Source organism: Dryocola sp. LX212, from assembly GCA_041504365.1.
Lineage (GTDB): Bacteria > Pseudomonadota > Gammaproteobacteria > Enterobacterales > Enterobacteriaceae > Dryocola.
On record CP167917.1, the window covers coordinates 978215 to 993906 of the forward strand.

The 15692-nt window shown below is 57.6% G+C and carries 13 protein-coding genes; 10 read left to right on the plus strand and 3 right to left on the minus strand.

What is annotated here, in order from left to right:
• Nucleotides 1–279: 279 nt before the first annotated feature.
• The 7 genes from ACA108_04670 to ACA108_04700 are packed head-to-tail and all read left to right on the plus strand — an operon-like array spanning nucleotide 280 to nucleotide 8067.
• The gene (locus tag ACA108_04670) at nucleotides 280–999 is read left to right on the plus strand and encodes a FadR/GntR family transcriptional regulator (protein ID XEX96834.1); all 720 of its coding nucleotides are present in this window, start codon (nucleotides 280–282) and stop codon (nucleotides 997–999) included.
• A complete protein-coding gene (locus tag ACA108_04675; GenBank protein XEX96835.1) occupies nucleotides 996–2009 on the plus strand; it encodes an ABC transporter ATP-binding protein in 1014 nt (337 codons plus the stop codon). The genes ACA108_04670 and ACA108_04675 overlap by 4 nt, the downstream gene beginning before the upstream one ends.
• Nucleotides 2006–3070, plus strand: a complete 1065-nt coding sequence (locus tag ACA108_04680; GenBank protein XEX96836.1) for an ABC transporter ATP-binding protein — start codon at nucleotides 2006–2008, stop codon at nucleotides 3068–3070. Before ACA108_04675 ends, ACA108_04680 begins: the two co-directional genes overlap by 4 nt.
• Before the next feature lie 23 nt (nucleotides 3071–3093).
• Nucleotides 3094–4608 carry an ABC transporter substrate-binding protein gene (locus ACA108_04685; GenBank protein ID XEX96837.1) on the plus strand — a complete coding sequence of 505 codons (1515 nt, stop codon included), beginning with the start codon at nucleotides 3094–3096 and terminating at the stop codon, nucleotides 4606–4608.
• Nucleotides 4609–4630: 22 nt separating this feature from the next.
• Complete coding sequence (locus ACA108_04690) at nucleotides 4631–5572, plus strand: ABC transporter permease (protein ID XEX96838.1); 942 nt, start codon at nucleotides 4631–4633, stop codon at nucleotides 5570–5572.
• Between the two features lie 2 nt (nucleotides 5573–5574).
• A complete protein-coding gene (locus ACA108_04695) occupies nucleotides 5575–6450 on the plus strand; it encodes an ABC transporter permease (GenBank protein XEX96839.1) in 876 nt (291 codons plus the stop codon).
• Nucleotides 6451–6465: 15 nt separating this feature from the next.
• Nucleotides 6466–8067: a gamma-glutamyltransferase family protein gene (locus ACA108_04700; protein XEX96840.1), complete on the plus strand. Its 1602-nt coding sequence runs from the start codon at nucleotides 6466–6468 to the stop codon at nucleotides 8065–8067.
• Nucleotides 8068–8125: 58 nt separating this feature from the next.
• On the opposite strand, the gene ACA108_04705 is transcribed toward ACA108_04700, so the two are convergent.
• Nucleotides 8126–8893 (minus strand): amidohydrolase, encoded by a 768-nt coding sequence (locus ACA108_04705; protein ID XEX96841.1) that lies wholly within the window; start codon nucleotides 8891–8893, stop codon nucleotides 8126–8128.
• Nucleotides 8894–9072: 179 nt separating this feature from the next.
• Nucleotides 9073–11517 (minus strand): acyl-CoA dehydrogenase FadE, encoded by a 2445-nt coding sequence (fadE, locus tag ACA108_04710; GenBank protein ID XEX96842.1) that lies wholly within the window; start codon nucleotides 11515–11517, stop codon nucleotides 9073–9075.
• A 215-nt stretch (nucleotides 11518–11732) separates the two neighbouring features.
• Here fadE and lpcA point away from each other — a divergent pair, with 215 nt between their 5' ends.
• Together lpcA and ACA108_04720 are read left to right on the plus strand one after the other, a co-directional pair.
• Nucleotides 11733–12314 (plus strand): D-sedoheptulose 7-phosphate isomerase, encoded by a 582-nt coding sequence (gene lpcA / locus ACA108_04715; GenBank protein ID XEX96843.1) that lies wholly within the window; start codon nucleotides 11733–11735, stop codon nucleotides 12312–12314.
• Between the two features lie 77 nt (nucleotides 12315–12391).
• Nucleotides 12392–13159: a class II glutamine amidotransferase gene (locus tag ACA108_04720; GenBank protein XEX96844.1), complete on the plus strand. Its 768-nt coding sequence runs from the start codon at nucleotides 12392–12394 to the stop codon at nucleotides 13157–13159.
• Here the strand turns inward: ACA108_04720 and dpaA are convergent.
• On the minus strand, nucleotides 13130–13867 hold the full coding sequence (gene dpaA, locus ACA108_04725; protein ID XEX96845.1) for a peptidoglycan meso-diaminopimelic acid protein amidase: 738 nt from the start codon (nucleotides 13865–13867) through the stop codon (nucleotides 13130–13132). The two genes, ACA108_04720 and dpaA, sit on opposite strands and share 30 nt — an antisense overlap.
• A gap of 481 nt (nucleotides 13868–14348) precedes the next feature.
• Here dpaA and ACA108_04730 point away from each other — a divergent pair, with 481 nt between their 5' ends.
• The gene (locus ACA108_04730; protein XEX96846.1) at nucleotides 14349–15692 is read left to right on the plus strand and encodes a Na(+)-translocating NADH-quinone reductase subunit A; all 1344 of its coding nucleotides are present in this window, start codon (nucleotides 14349–14351) and stop codon (nucleotides 15690–15692) included.

The following is a 15692-nucleotide window of genomic DNA, read 5'->3' on the forward strand; positions in this document are numbered from 1 at the left end:
TATTAGTTAACAAATGCACAGCATTGGTGCGATTAATGCACCGTTTCTGTGCGTTTTCAGTACGCATGTCAAAGGGCATGAGAAAGATCGAACCAATAAAATGTAATTAATTTTCAAGTTTATCAAACAGATAATTTTATATTTCACAATTATTACGAACCATTCAGAAATTGGTTCAACTCTTGCAAGTCATTAGCAAGGTAAGCATTACGCGACGCGCTGAGGCTGACCAGCACAACAATAAATAAAATTAATGACGCAACGATAGCAGGCATCTGAATGGCAAATACCTCCCGGTTTCTGGCAAATTCCAGTTCCGCGCTGGAAAGGCTGCGGGCGTTGATCCACTCCCATGACTCGACGCCGGGCATTCCTCTGCCCACCGAGCGCGAGCTTAGCGAACGACTGGGCGTCGGGCGTCGTGAAATCCGCCGGGCGCTGGACGTGCTGGAGGAAGAGGGGCGTATCTGGCGCAAGCAGGGAAAAGGCACGTTTATTGGCCCAGCGGCTCCCGTCGAGCCACTGGCGCTACAGGGTCTGCTGCAGCAGACCAACCTGCACGAAGTGATGGAGGCGCGACTCCAGCTTGAACCGGGTCTGGCCCGTCTGGCGGCCCTGCGCGCGACGGGTGAACAGATAGCACTGATGGAGCGGCTGATTGAGCGGATCGAGCAGGTCAGCCCGAGCGATCCGGATCTCAACGAGCTGTGGGACAGCGCCTTTCACCGCGCTATTGCCGAGGCCGCCGGCAACCGCCTGATGCTCGGCCTTTTTGATGCGATTGACGCCGTACGCCGTGAGCCAAGCTGGCAGCACCTGCGAGAGCTGGCTCGCACCCCGGCCCGCGTCACCCGCTATGACGATCACCACCAGAAAATCCTTACCCATATTGCTGCACGGCAGCCCGTTGAGGCCGCCGCCGCGATGCACGACCATCTTCTCGACCTGCAGCAGGCGCTTATTCAGGCCATCAACCACCAGGAAACCACGAGCTTATGACGACGATTCCTCTGAACGCGCCTGCACCAGTCCTGCGTCTGCGCAACCTGAACGTAAGATTTAGCGGCTCGCCCGTCAGCGTGCTGGACGGCATCTCTCTGACGCTGAAGGCGGGGGAAACGCTGGCGCTGGTGGGGGAGTCAGGCTGCGGTAAAAGCATTACCTCACTGGCGCTGATGGGCCTGCTGCCCGCCAGCGCGCAGATTGTCAGCGGTGAGATGCAGTTCAACCATTATGACCTGCGCAGCCTGTCGCCGCGGGAGTATGCCGATATCCGCGGCAACCAGCTGGCGATGATTTTTCAGGAGCCGATGACCTCCCTGAATCCGGCTTTTACCCTCGGCGACCAGCTCAGCGAAGCGATTATGCGCCATCGTAAGGTGAACCGCCGCGAGGCGATGTTAGCCGCGCTTGCCATTCTGGAGAAGGTACAAATCCCCGCGCCGGAAATGCGTCTGAAAAGTTATCCGCACCAGCTTTCCGGTGGAATGCGTCAGCGTGTGATGATTGCCATGGCGCTGATCAACCATCCGCAGCTATTGATAGCCGATGAGCCGACGACCGCGCTGGACGTAACGATTCAGGCGCAGATCCTCTCGCTGCTCAACACGCTGAAAGAAGAGACCGGCACGGCGGTGCTGATGATCACTCACGATCTGGGCGTGGTAGCGGAAGTCGCGCAGCACGTTGCGGTGATGTACGCCGGCCAGGTCGTCGAAAGCGGCACGGTGGAGACGATTTTTGCCGATCCGCAGCACCCTTACACCATTGGCTTGATGGGATCGATTCCTTCTTTGGGCGCGCGCAAAGGCTCACTCGCTACGATACCCGGCTCGGTGCCGCTGCCTGAATCGATGCCGCAGGGCTGCCGCTTTGCTACGCGCTGCCCGTTCGCGGAACCTCGCTGTCACAAACAGAAGCCTGCTCTGCAAAACATGGGAAGCCACCATCAGGTCGCGTGCTTCCGCGTGCCGCTGGAGCAACACATCGCGCTGGGAGAAATCGCATGACGACGCCGATCCTCGAATGTCTGGAGTTAAGTAAGACCTTTGCCGGGCCTAAACGCCTGTTTGCCCGCAGCAGCCAGGTGACGGCGGTCGATCGCATCTCGCTGAAAGTCTGGCCGGGTGAAACGCTGGCGATTGTCGGCGAGTCCGGTTCGGGCAAGTCAACCCTCGGGCGGCTCCTGCTCCGCCTGTTAGCGCCATCTCAGGGACAGGTTTACTACCAGGGTGAGGAGATTACGCAGGTCAACGCCGCGCGCCTGAACCAGCTTCGTCGTGAGCTGCAAATTATCTTCCAGGATCCCTTTGCGTCGCTTAACCCGCGGATGACAGTGGAGCAGATCGTCGGCGAACCTTTATGGCTGCACCAGAACATGGGCAGGTCAGACCGTACCCATCGCGTAGCCGAGCTGCTGAAAACTGTCGGCCTGCCGGCGGCCTGGGCCAGACGCTATCCGCATGAGTTTTCGGGCGGTCAGCGTCAGCGTATTGGTATCGCTCGCGCCCTGGCATCCGGGCCGAAGCTGCTGCTGGGAGATGAACCTGTGTCGGCACTGGATGTTTCCGTACAGGCACAGGTGGTTAACCTGCTGGAAAGCCTGAAAGACCAGTTCGGACTGACGATGATTATCGTGGCGCACGGTCTGGCGGTGATTCGCCATATGAGCGACCGCGTGGCGGTGATGTATCTCGGGCAGATCGTTGAGCTTGCCCATGTCGACGATATTTTTGATGCGCCGCTGCACCCTTATACCCAGGCGCTGATCGCCTCTGCGCCGCAGATGCAGCCTGGCGTTGCGCGCCAGACGCCGCTGTTGCAGGGCGATTTACCGGATCCGTCAAACCCGCCGACAGGCTGCCGTTTCCACACCCGCTGTCCCCACGCGAAAGAAGAATGTCAGCAGCGCGAACCGATCGTTCAGGTTCTGGATGGCGGTCGCCAGGTGGCCTGCCACCGTTGGCAGGAGATCAATCGTGACCGCAGCGTCATTCACATTGCACCACCTTCTGCCGCATTTGTTCGTCGCCGCGCGCTGTTTGAACATGCGGCATCCCAACAATCCTGACCCCTCTGGAGTGAAAAATAACAATGAAATTGCGAAATGCAGTGGTGACTACCCTGGGAAGTGTGTTGTTGCTGGGAGCCAGCGCCCAGACCTATGCCGAAAGCGTGCTGCGCATTGGCTTAGGGGCCGACCCGGACATGCTCGATCCGCATCAGGCCCGCACCTATTACGGCCGCTTTGTCTTTGCAGCCCTATGCGATCGGCTGGTGGACGTGGACGAAAATCTCAAGGTTGTGCCGGGGCTGGCGAAAGAGTGGACGTGGAGTGACGAAGGCAAAACGCTGACTCTGAACCTGCGCGAAGGCGTGACCTTCCACGACGGCGAAAAGTTTGATGCCGAAGCGGTGAAATATAACCTCGACCGGGCTATGACGATGCCGGGTTCGCTGCGTAAAAGCGATCTGTCGTCCGTTGAATCTGTAGAGGTGAAAAGCCCAACGCAGGTTGTGCTGCACCTGAAATCGCCGGATGCGGCCCTGCTCAGCCAGCTGACCGACCGCGCCGGCGCGATGCTGGCGCCGAAAGCTGCGGCGAAGGCGGATTTTGCCGCCCATCCGGTCTGCTCCGGGCCGTATCAGTTCGAAAGCCGCGTCTCACAAGACCGCATCGTACTTAAGCGCTTTGATAACTACTGGAACAAAGGTGCCTATCACTTCGATAAGGTGATTTTCCTGCCAATCCCGGACGCATCCGTCCGTCTGGCTAACCTGCGAGCCGGGGATCTGGACGTCACCGAAGGGATTGCCGCAAGCGATGTGAAAACCGTGGAGGTCGACAGCAAGCTGAGCCTCGCGAAGGTCACCGGCCTTGGCTATCAGGGCATCACTTTTAACATTAACAACGGCAAGGTACCGGCAAACGATCCGTTCAAGGATGCCCGTGTACGTGAAGCTTTCTCGCTGGCTATCGATCGCGACGCTTTAAATCAGGTGGTGTTTGAAGGGCTTTACGCACCGTCAAATCAGGGCCTGTCCACGGTCAGCCCTTACCACGTCAAACTTCCCGTTGCGCCTCGCGATGTCGACAAAGCAAAAGCGCTGCTGAAAGAAGCGGGCATTACCGCGCCGCTGAACGTCTCCCTGCTGGTGCCGAACAACCCGACCTCTCAGCAGGTGGGCCAGGTGCTGCAGGCGATGACCGCCGAAGCGGGCTTTACTCTCAACCTGCAAATGACCGAGTTTGCCACGCTGCTCGACCGTCAGCAGAGCGGCGACTACCAGCTCAGCCTCTCCGGCTGGTCAGGACGCCCGGATCCGGACGGCAGCCTGTTTGCGTTCATCAACAGCAAAGGCAACCTCAACGACGGGCGCTACAGCAATCCGCAGGTGGATGAATGGCTGACCCAGGCCCGCCAGAGCAACGACCAGGCCACGCGCCAGGCGCTGTATGACAAAGTGGTTAAGCAGCTGCAAAGCGATACGCCGATTGCCTATCTCTACTTTGAGCCGCGCATCTTTGGGCTGAACAAAAAAGTGCAGGGCTTTAAACCTTACCCGGACGGCATCGTGCGTCTGGCGGGTTTAACGCTGGCACCTTAACCGACGGGCGAGAGGAGAGACCATGCTGGAACTGATTTGCAAACGCCTGCTGTTGGCCATACCGACGCTGCTTATCGTCAGCGTCATGGTGTTCGGCCTGCAAAAACTCCTGCCGGGCGATCCGCTGATCGCCATGGCGGGGGAGGAGCGCGACCCGGCGGTGATCGCCCAGCTGCGTGAAGAGCTGCACCTTAACGATCCGATCCCGGTGCAGTATTTTCACTGGCTGACCAGCGCGCTACAGGGTGACCTGGGGATCTCCTTACGTACCCATGAACCGGTCACCACGCTGATTGCCAGCAAATTACCGGTGACCCTCGAGCTGTCGCTGCTGGCGATGATTATCGCGCTGCTGGTGGGCATCAGCATGGGGATCGTCGCGGCGGTGCATAAAAATAGCTGGATCGACCACGGCACTAACTTCGTGGCGATCTCGGGGATCTCGGTGCCGCACTTCTGGCTCGGCATCCTGCTGATCCTCGTCTTTTCGGTCAATCTTCAGTGGCTGCCCGCCTCGGGCTTTGTCCCCTTCAGTGAGGATGCGCTGATGAACCTGCGCACCCTGCTGCTCCCTGCTTTAGTACTGGGGACGGGGCTTGCGGCCACGCTGATGCGCCATACCAGGGCATCGATGATCGCCGTGCTGAAAGCCGATTACATTCGTACCGCTCGCGCCAAGGGGCTGCTGCCCAAACGCGTCATCCTGAAGCATGCGTTTCGTAATGCGCTGGTGCCGGTGATTACCTTAACCACGCTGCTGTTCGGCGAGCTGCTTGGCGGGGCGGTGCTGACCGAGCAGGTCTTTACCATCCCGGGCTTTGGCAAAATGATCGTCGACTCCGTCTTTAACCGCGATTACGCCGTGGTACAGGGTGTTGTGCTGGTGGTGGCGATAGGTTTCCTGCTGTTGAACCTGGTGGCGGACGTGCTCTACGTCCTAATCAACCCGAAAATGCGGAGCTGATCATGGCTGAATTATCCACAACGGGCGTGGCGGTCGCGCTGCCCAAAGCGCCAAATCGCGTGCTGAAAAAATTCCTCGCTAACAAAAGCGCGATGATTGGTGCGGTCATTGTTGTCGTGTTTGTCCTGGTAGCGCTGCTCGCGCCCTGGATTGCCCCCTTTGACCCGGTGAAGGCCAACTTCCTGGCGGTGCGCAAGCCGCCCTCTGAACTCTACTGGTTTGGCACGGACGAGCTTGGGCGCGACATTCTTTCACGCATCGTCTGGGGCGCGCGTACGTCGCTGCTGGCGGGCTGCATATCGGTCTTCATTGCCGTGGTTATCGGCGTGCCGCTGGGGCTGGTGGCCGGCTATTTTCAGGGAATGTGGGATGGGGTGATCTCGCGCTTCATCGAGGCGCTGCTGGCCTGTCCGTTCCTGATCATGGCCATCGCGCTGGGGGCCTTTTTAGGTCCGAGCCTGAGCAATGCGATGATCGCCATTGGCCTGTCGGCGATGCCGATCTTCGCGCGTCTGACTCGCGGCCAGGTGATCGCTATCCGTAATGAAGAGTATATCGACGGCGCAAGGGCGATCGGCCTGCCCGATCGCTGGATCATCATCCGTTACGTGCTGCCCAACGTGATGTCCCCGATTCTGGTGCAGTCTACGCTTGCGATTGCTGCCGCCATTATCACCGAGGCGAGCCTCTCGTTCCTCGGCCTTGGCCAGCAGCCGCCAAACCCCTCCTGGGGCGCGATGCTCAATACCGCGAAAGGTTTTCTGGAGCAGGCCCCGTGGATGTCTATCTTCCCCGGCGTCGCTATTTTTCTGACGGTGCAAGGCTTCAACTTATTAGGTGACGGGCTGCGCGACGCGCTTGATCCGCGCAATGACTGACATGCAGGAGATGTAATGAAAGACTCACTCGATTTTCAGGTAGGTTATCCCTCTCACCGTCCGGCCATGATGGGCCGCAACGCCGTCACCACCTCTCAGCCGCTGGCGGCCCAGGCTGGTCTGCGCATGCTGTTACAGGGCGGGAATGCCGTTGATGCGGCCATTGCCAGTGCCATGGCCCTGACGGTCGTTGAGCCGACCGGCTGCGGCATCGGCAGCGATGCCTATGCGATAGTCTGGGACGGCAAACAGCTCCATGCGTTAAACGCAACGGGCCGCGCGCCGGCAGCCTGGCACCACGACCATTTCGCGCACTACCCGACGATGCCGGAAACCGGCTGGGATGCGGTAACCGTACCGGGTGCGGTCTCCGGCTGGGTAGCGCTGGCCGAACGTTTTGGCACTTTACCGCTGACGACGCTTGCCCAACCGGCAATTGAATATGCCCGCAACGGTTTCCCCGTTTCGCCACTGATAGGCCAGCTCTGGGAGCGCGGCTACAAAAAATTGAAAGAGCAGCCGGGCTTCAGCGAATGCTTTGCGCCGGAAGGAAGAGCGCCGAAAATCGGTGAAATTTTCCGTAACCCGGCGCAGGCCGACACGCTGGAAAAAATCGCGGCCACTAACGGTGAGGCTTTCTATCACGGCGAGCTGGCACAGAAAATTGTCGCCTTTGCGCAAGAGCACGGCGCGCATCTGACGAAAGAAGATTTAGCCAGCCATAAAGCCGACTGGGTGGAGCTGCTGTCGAAAGAGTTTGCGGGCGGATCGGTGCAGGAGCTGCCGCCAAACGGGCAGGGCATCGCTACGCTGATTGCGCTGGGCATCCTGGAGCAGTGGGATATTGGCCGCTACGGTCCGGATTCAATAGAAACGCTGCACTTGTCCATTGAAGCGATGAAGCTGGCGTTGGCCGACCTGGACCGCTACGTTGCCGATGAAGATCACATGGAGTTCGCGGCAAAGCATCTGTTAAGCGACGAATATCTCAGGCTGCGGGCGGCGCTGATTGACCCGGACAAGGCGAGCGACTTCACCTTTGGCTCACCGACCCAGAGCGGCACGGTTTACCTCTCTACCGCCGACGCCAGCGGCATGATGGTGTCGTTTATTCAGTCGAACTTTATGGGCTTCGGTTCGGGCGTGGTGGTACCAGGCACCGGTATCAGCCTGCAAAACCGCGGTGCGGGCTTCGTGACTGACAAAAATCACCCTAACTGCGTGGCGGGCAGCAAGCGTCCTTTCCATACCATTATCCCGGCGTTCGCGCTGGATAAAGACGGACAACCGCTGATGTCGTTTGGGGTCATGGGGGGGCCGATGCAGGCTCAGGGGCATCTACAGATGGCTATCCGCATCATGCTGCATAAGCAGAACCCGCAGGCGGCTATTGATGCGCCGCGTTGGCGAGTGGTGCAAGGTAGGGAAGTGGTAGTGGAATCAACCATGGACCGTAATACCATCGCTGCGCTGCGTGAGCGAGGCCACGCCATCGTGGTTGAAGATCCGCTCCAGGCCTATAACTTTGGCGGTGCGCAGATCATCGTTCGTGCGCCGGAAGGGCATTACATCGCCGCGACCGAGAGCCGTAAGGACGGGCAGGCGCTGGTTTATTGAGGAGAGGGTTATCATCGATCCAGTCCCCTCTCCCCTTTTTTGGGGGAGGGGAAACAGACTATAAGCTAAACGGGTCCGCATCCTGCCAGGCTGGAAATTTCTCGCGGTACTCCTGCAAGGCGATCAGTGAGAGATCCGCATCCAGACGCGTGGCCTGGTGGGCGTCGGCGCTCGCCAGAATCTCACCCTGTGGATTGATAATTTTGCTGTCGCCGCGATAGTGGTGGCCGTTACCATCCGTACCTACGCGGTTACAACCTGCTACGTACGCCTGGTTTTCAATCGCACGCGCTACCAGCAGGCTCTGCCAGTGCAGGGAGCGTGGCGCGGGCCAGTTGGCGACGTACAGTGCCAGATCGTAATCGTTGCGGTTGCGCGACCAGACCGGGAAGCGCAGATCGTAGCAGACCATCGGCAGAATTCTCCAACCGCGCCATTCCACAATCACCCGCTCTTCGCCCGCCTGATAATGATGGTGTTCATCGGCCATGCGGAACAGGTGGCGCTTATCGTAGAAATGCACCTTGCCATCCGGTTGGACAAGCAGAAAACGGTTTACCGGGCCGCGCTCGGTTTGCAGCGCGGCGCTGCCCGCGATCATCGCCTGCGTCTGCTGGGCTTTGAACTGCATCCAGTCGATGACCTCTTCTTCCGCCAGCGACTGTTTTGCCGCCTCCATCGCAAAACCGGTGGTAAACATCTCGGGCAAAATAATCAGGTCGCGGCCATGGATGCCGTCGAGCAGCACGTCGAAATGGCGCAGGTTAGCGGCGCCGTCCATCCAGACCAGCGGCTGTTGTAGCAGGGTAATTTTCAGGCCAGACACAATCGTGATCCCATCAGAGTCAGTATCTCTTCACTGTAGCATGGGAAATGCGGGTTTTTGTTAATGGCAAAGAAAGGATGTGAGGTTTTGTAGGGGGGATAAGCGTCAGCGCCATCCACCATTGACGATCTTTTAGCAATAAAAAACCCCGCGAACGGGGTTTTTAAACTTCAGGTTAATTAAGCCGCTTCAATCTTGCGGTGTTTCTCCGGCAGCTTTACCGGCTTAGTCGCCAACTCCTCCGGTTCGAACTCATCTACGTTAATGCTGCGCAGGCGGCTGATTTCGGCGGTGGTGAGGATCGCCGCTTCTTCCGCGTTGATTTTCCCCTCTGCCAGCCATTGTTTCGCCTGTTCGTCCAGGCGGGTGAACGGCAGATTGTGACCCATCTCTTTGCACACGCGAAGATGGATTGGCTCGGCGGCCATCACATCGAGCAGGGCCTGCTCCAGCAGACCGGCCGGGTTATGCTCGCTCGGCGTCAGATACTGACCGCGACCGATGCGGGAACGGGTCGCTGAAGGCACCTGCATGATTTTCGCCAGCTTATGATCGAGCTTGTCAGACGGCGCATCGTACCGGCGGCCGAGCGGGAAGATAACCAGGCGCATTGCGCCGGCGATAAAGCCGTTCGGGAAGTTGCGCAGCAGATCGTCAATCGCCTGCTCTGCCTGGAACAGCGCATCCTGCACGCCCCAGTGAACCAGCGGTAGATCCGCCTCGTTGCGGCCTTCATCTTCGTAGCGTTTGAGGACTGCCGAGGCCAGATAGAGCTGGCTCAGCACGTCACCCAGACGAGCGGAGATGCGTTCCCGACGCTTCAGGCTGCCGCCCAGCACCGCCATGGAGACGTCTGACAGCAGCGCAAGGTTCGCGCTCAGGCGGTTCAGATGCTGGTAGTAGCGTTTGGTGGCGTCACGGGTTGGCGTGGCGCTGGTTAAGCCGTTGGTCAGGCCCAGCCACAGACTGCGCATTTTGTTGCTGCCAACGTGGCCGATATGTTTGAACAGCAGTTTGTCGAAGGCATTAACGTCGTTGGTCTGCGCCGCCGCCATCTCTTCGAGCACGTACGGGTGGCAGCGAATCGCACCCTGGCCGAAGATAATCATACTGCGGGTGAGAATGTTCGCGCCTTCCACCGTAATGGCAATAGGTGCGCCCTGGTAGGCTCGGGCCACGAAGTTGGAGTCACCCAGCATGATGCCTTTCCCGCCGAGAATATCCATTGCATCGAGAATGGAACGCTGACCACGGTGGGTACAGTGATACTTCACAATTGCGGAGAGCACCGCAGGTTTTTCACCCAGCACGATACCGTAGGTAATGAGTGACGCAGCCGCATCCATGACGTAAGTGTTACCCGCAATTCGCGCCAGCGGCTCTTCAATGCCTTCCATCTTACCGATAGAGATCCTGAACTGTCGGCGGATGTGGGCATAGGCGCCGGTTGCCATCGCCACAGATTTCAGGCCGCCGGTCGCGTTAGACGGCAGGGTGATGCCGCGTCCCACGGACAGACACTCAACCAGCATGCGCCAGCCCTGGCCGGCCATTTTCGGGCCGCCGATGATGTAATCGATCGGCACGAAGATATCTTTGCCGCGCGTCGGGCCGTTCTGGAACGGCACGTTGAGCGGGAAGTGACGTCTGCCGATCTCGACGCCAGGCGTATGGGTTGGGATCAGCGCGCAGGTAATGCCTGGCTCTTCGTCGTCGCCCAGCAGGTGATCCGGGTCGGACAGCTTAAAGGCCAGCCCCAGAACGGTAGCGATAGGTGCCAGCGTAATATAACGCTTGTTCCACGTCAGGCGCATGCCCAGCACCTGCTGCCCCTGCCATTCGCCCATGCAGACGACGCCGGTATCAGGAATAGCGCCCGCATCGGAACCCGCTTCCGGGCTGGTCAGCGCGAAGCAAGGGATCTCCTGGCCACGTGCCAGACGTGGCAGATAATGATCTTTTTGCTCTTCGGTACCGTAGTGCTGGAGCAGCTCGCCCGGGCCTAAAGAGTTAGGCACGCCGACGGTGATCGCAAGGATCCCGGATACGCCGGAAAGCTTCTGCAGCACGCGGGCCTGGGCGTAAGCCGAGAACTCCAGCCCGCCGTACTCTTTCTTGATGATCATCGCAAAGAAGCGATGCTCTTTCAGGTACGCCCACAGCTCCGGCGGCAGATCGGCCAGCTCGTGGGTGATCTGGAAGTCGCTTGCCATGCGGCAGGCTTCTTCAACCGGGCCGTCAATAAACGCCTGCTCTTCGGCTGTCAGCTTAGGCTGCGGGTAATTATGCAGCTTTTCCCAGTCCGGCTTACCGCGGAATAGATCGCCTTCCCACCAGGTGGTGCCCGCGTCGATCGCTTCTTTTTCAGTGCGGGACATCGGCGGCATCACTTTACGGAAGCCCTTGAACACCGGGGCAGAAATCAGCGATTTACGCAGCGGGGTAAAGACCAGCGGTATCAGAATAATGGCCAGCGGCACCAGTACCCAGAAGGACCAGATACCGGCAAACCCTAAGGCCGCCGTCCACGCGAGGAGGAGGGCGCTGCTCAGCAGCAGATTGACCTGGTGATAAAACAGCACACCGAGGAGAACAACGGTTGCAACAACACTCAAAATCAACATAACGAAAGCTCCCTTGCTTGTAGGAGGTCTGACCACTTGTGATGTATTGGTTTTAGTGTATGGGTGATTTTTTAGCAATGTGTTTACAAAATAATTACAACCTTGCTCACATTGTTGCCGCACGGAAATCCAAAAGCAGGAGGTTATGGCGCTTCTCGCGCTATCCGGTAAACTGCAGAGGTTTACTCAATCAATAAATACTGAAGGACATCCTCATGTACCAGGATCTTATTCGTAACGAATTGAATGAAGCTGCCGAAACGCTGGCTAACTTCCTGAAAGATGACGCCAATATTCACGCCGTACAGCGCGCTGCGGTACTGCTGGCGGACAGCTTTAAGGCCGGGGGTAAAGTGCTTTCCTGCGGTAACGGCGGCTCCCACTGCGACGCAATGCACTTCGCGGAAGAGCTGACTGGCCGCTATCGTGAAAACCGCCCGGGCTACCCGGCGATCGCCATTTCCGACGTCAGCCACATCTCCTGCGTGAGCAACGACTTCGGTTATGACTATATCTTTTCCCGCTATATCGAGGCGGTTGGCCGTGAAGGCGATGTGCTGCTGGGTATTTCTACCTCCGGCAACTCCGCAAACGTCATCAAGGCGATTGAAGCGGCGCGTGAGAAAGGCATGAAGGTGATTACGCTGACCGGCAAAGACGGCGGCAAAATGGCGGGCACGGCGGATATCGAAATTCGCGTCCCGCACTTTGGCTACGCGGACCGCATTCAGGAAATTCACATCAAAGTGATCCACATCCTGATCCAGCTGATCGAAAAAGAGATGGTTAAGGCTTAAGGCGTTGACGCTTCGCTATCGTGGCCGTAGGGCGGATAAGCGAAGCGTCATCCGCCGGTAATTTGGGGGAGTTAAATATGTGCGAACTGCTTGGGATGAGCGCCAACGTGCCGACGGATATCTGCTTTAGCTTTACAGGTCTGGTGCAGCGCGGCGGCGGGACTGGTCCTCATAAAGATGGTTGGGGGATTACCTTCTACGAAGGGAAAGGCTGCCGCACGTTCAAAGATCCCCAGCCGAGCTATAGCTCACCCATTGCCAGACTGGTGCAGGATTACCCCATTAAGTCCTGCTCTGTCGTCGCACACATTCGTCAGGCCAACCGTGGCAAAGTCGCGCTGGAAAATACCCATCCCTTTACCCGTGAGCTGTGGGGCCGTAACTGGACCTATGCCCATAACGGACAGCTCAAAGGTCACCGCACGCTGGACACCGGGCCGTTTCGTCCGATTGGCGAAACGGACAGCGAACAGGCGTTTTGCTGGCTTCTGCACAAGCTGACGCAGCGTTATCCCCGCACGCCCGGCAACATGCAGGCGGTCTTCCGTTACATCACCGAACTGGCGGCGGAGCTGCGCGAAAAAGGCGTGTTCAATATGCTGCTGTCGGATGGGCGCTACGTGATGGCGTTCTGCTCCACAAACCTCTACTGGATAACCCGTCGGGCACCGTTTGGCGTGGCAAAACTGTTGGATCAGGATGTGGAGATAGACTTTCAGGAAGAGACCACGCCGAACGATGTGGTCTCTGTTATTGCGACTCAGCCGCTGACAGGTAACGAAACCTGGCACAAAATTGCGCCAGGGGAATCGGTACTATTTTGTCTCGGTGAGCGAATAGTTTGAGGCGAGCTGCGGTTGCGCCGTTGGGGTGACCGGTTTGCTGATCACGTAGTTGCCGCTGATGACCGAGACGCCAGGCGGCTGGTGATTGGCGGTAAAGAAGTCGTAACCCGGCTTCAGCTGTTTCCAGAAGTTGATGTAATAAGAGTACTTGTGGCGCTCCATGTTCGCGTCCGTCATGCGGAACGGATAAATGCTGACCTGGACTTTTGGCTGACCAAACACCAGCGCACCCGTCACAAACTGGAAAATCTCATCGATATTGCTGTCGGTCATGGCGTAGCAGCCAACGGACACGCAGGCACCGTGGATCATCAGATACTGCCCCTGATAACCATGTGAGCGGTCATACGCATTCGGGAAACCAATATTAATGGCTTTATAGAAGCGGCTGTCCGGCTTGAGCTGGCTGCGGTCGACGCTGTAGAAGCCTTCCGGACTCTTAAAGTCGCCCTGGCGCTGCTTTGGTCCCAGACCACCGGAATAGTTACAGATGCGATAGCTGTCCAGCAGTTGATACTGTTCGCCCATCTTTACGTAGAGCTCAAGCGTGCGCTCTTCTTTAAAGATTTGAATATAAACGGGCGAGCCCATTAACTGCTGCTTAAATTCTTTGCTGATTGGCGTCGATGAAGGCGTGCCATTGAGTAAGCTGGCAAACGACATTAACGGCATCAAAAGCATCGCAATAACGAGTGCGATCTTGGGCATGCTGCGTGATTCCTTGATAAAGCTCTAACCAAATGCCAGGACGGCACAAAAGACCCTGAATCAGACTAATCCGTATTCGGTGCGGTCACATTAGCACCATCAACAAAATTCGCAAGTACAAGTCGTAGGTTTTCAGAAAGGGATAGTAAATAATTCGCTGATAAAGTGAAAGAGTTGTTAGATTTGCGTAATAGCTCGCATTGCGGGCCTGAACTTTACCTAATTCTCCCCAATCCGGGCGGCAATAATGCTAAAATCCCCCCAAATAATGACCTGCGGATAAGAAAGGACGCTTTCCATAAGTCTGATGCCCTGGCCTGGCCGGGACGACTTAGTCTCTGACGAGCGTTACGAATGGATGCATTTCCCCGCTTTCTTACCTGCCTGGCGTGTTTTCATGGTTGAGCACAGATTCAGCCCATTCGTAGTCGGCTAGCGTTTTTGTCGGTTTTTAATAGCCTATTTTATACGTGATAACCTTATGATAAAAATCAGAAAAGGTCTGGATTTGCCCATCGCCGGCCTGCCCGAGCAGCACATTCATGATGGACCCGCGATTACACAGGTTGCCTTACTTGGCGAAGAGTACGTTGGAATGCGTCCCTCTATGCTGGTGAAAGAAGGTGACCGCGTCCTGAAGGGACAGCCTCTGTTTGAGGATAAACGCAATCCAGGTGTGATGTTTACCGCGCCTGCCAGCGGCATCGTCAGCGCGATCCATCGCGGCGAACGCCGTGTACTGCAGGCAGTCGTCATTGATGTTCAGGGCGGGGAAGCTGTTGCTTTTGAACGTCATGCACCAGAATCACTGGCAACTCTGCCCCGGGAAGTCGTACAGGCTCAGATGCTCTCTTCTGGCCTGTGGACGGCGATGCGTACTCGTCCATTTAGCAAAACGCCGCTGCCTGGCACGGTTCCTGCGGCTATTTTTGTCACTGCCATGGACACCAATCCGCTGGCAGCAGATCCACAGCCCATCATCCTTGCCCATCGCCAGATGTTCGACGCGGGCCTGACGCTGCTGTCGCGTCTCACGGACGGGAAAATCCACGTTTGCCAGGCCGGTGGCGGCAAGCTGGGTGGGCATCCTGTGGGTCAAGTAACCTTTAATGAATTCGCCGGGCCGCATCCAGCAGGGTTGGCGGGTACTCACATTCATTTCATCGAGCCGGTAAGCCAGCAAAAGCAGGTCTGGCACCTGAACTATCAGGATGTCATTGCCCTCGGCAAGCTGTTCATCGAAGGCGAACTGTGGAACGAACGAGTCATTTCACTGGCCGGTCCGCAGGTGAAGCAGCCCCGTCTTATCCGTACCTGTCTGGGGGCTTCTACCGTTGAGCTGACCCGTAATGAACTGCTGGAAGGGGAAAACCGTGTTATCTCCGGTTCGGTGCTGAGCGGCGTTAACGCCAGCGGCCCGCGAGCCTGGCTCGGTCGATTCCATTTGCAGGTGACCGTACTGATAGAAGGACGCGAGAAAGAGCTATTCGGCTGGGTTAAGCCGGGGGCCGATAAATTCTCGATCACGCGCACCACGCTTGGTCACTTCCTGAAACGTAAGCTGTTCAACTTCTCCACCGACACCAACGGTGGCGAGCGTGCAATGGTGCCCATCGGCAACTATGAGCGCGTTATGCCGCTGGATATCCTGCCGACCATGCTGCTGCGTGACCTGCTGGCAGGTGACACGGACAGCGCGCAGGCGCTGGGCTGTCTGGAACTGGATGAAGAAGATCTGGCGCTTTGTACCTATGTTTGCCCCGGGAAGTACGAGTATGGCCCGGTGCTACGCGAGGTCTTAACTCGCATTGAGCAGGAAGGATAA

Bases quoted from the DNA above. Each gene is read 5' to 3' on its own strand.
- ACA108_04670 (XEX96834.1), top strand. From the start codon at position 280: ATGGCAAATACCTCCCGGTTTCTGGCAAATTCCAGTTCCGCGCTGGAA.
- ACA108_04675 (XEX96835.1), top strand. From the start codon at position 996: ATGACGACGATTCCTCTGAACGCGCCTGCACCAGTCCTGCGTCTGCGC.
- ACA108_04680 (XEX96836.1), top strand. From the start codon at position 2,006: ATGACGACGCCGATCCTCGAATGTCTGGAGTTAAGTAAGACCTTTGCC.
- ACA108_04685 (XEX96837.1), top strand. From the start codon at position 3,094: ATGAAATTGCGAAATGCAGTGGTGACTACCCTGGGAAGTGTGTTGTTG.
- ACA108_04690 (XEX96838.1), top strand. From the start codon at position 4,631: ATGCTGGAACTGATTTGCAAACGCCTGCTGTTGGCCATACCGACGCTG.
- ACA108_04695 (XEX96839.1), top strand. From the start codon at position 5,575: ATGGCTGAATTATCCACAACGGGCGTGGCGGTCGCGCTGCCCAAAGCG.
- ACA108_04700 (XEX96840.1), top strand. From the start codon at position 6,466: ATGAAAGACTCACTCGATTTTCAGGTAGGTTATCCCTCTCACCGTCCG.
- fadE (XEX96842.1), bottom strand. From the start codon at position 11,517: ATGTTGATTTTGAGTGTTGTTGCAACCGTTGTTCTCCTCGGTGTGCTG.
- lpcA (XEX96843.1), top strand. From the start codon at position 11,733: ATGTACCAGGATCTTATTCGTAACGAATTGAATGAAGCTGCCGAAACG.
- ACA108_04720 (XEX96844.1), top strand. From the start codon at position 12,392: ATGTGCGAACTGCTTGGGATGAGCGCCAACGTGCCGACGGATATCTGC.
- dpaA (XEX96845.1), bottom strand. From the start codon at position 13,867: ATGCCCAAGATCGCACTCGTTATTGCGATGCTTTTGATGCCGTTAATG.
- ACA108_04730 (XEX96846.1), top strand. From the start codon at position 14,349: ATGATAAAAATCAGAAAAGGTCTGGATTTGCCCATCGCCGGCCTGCCC.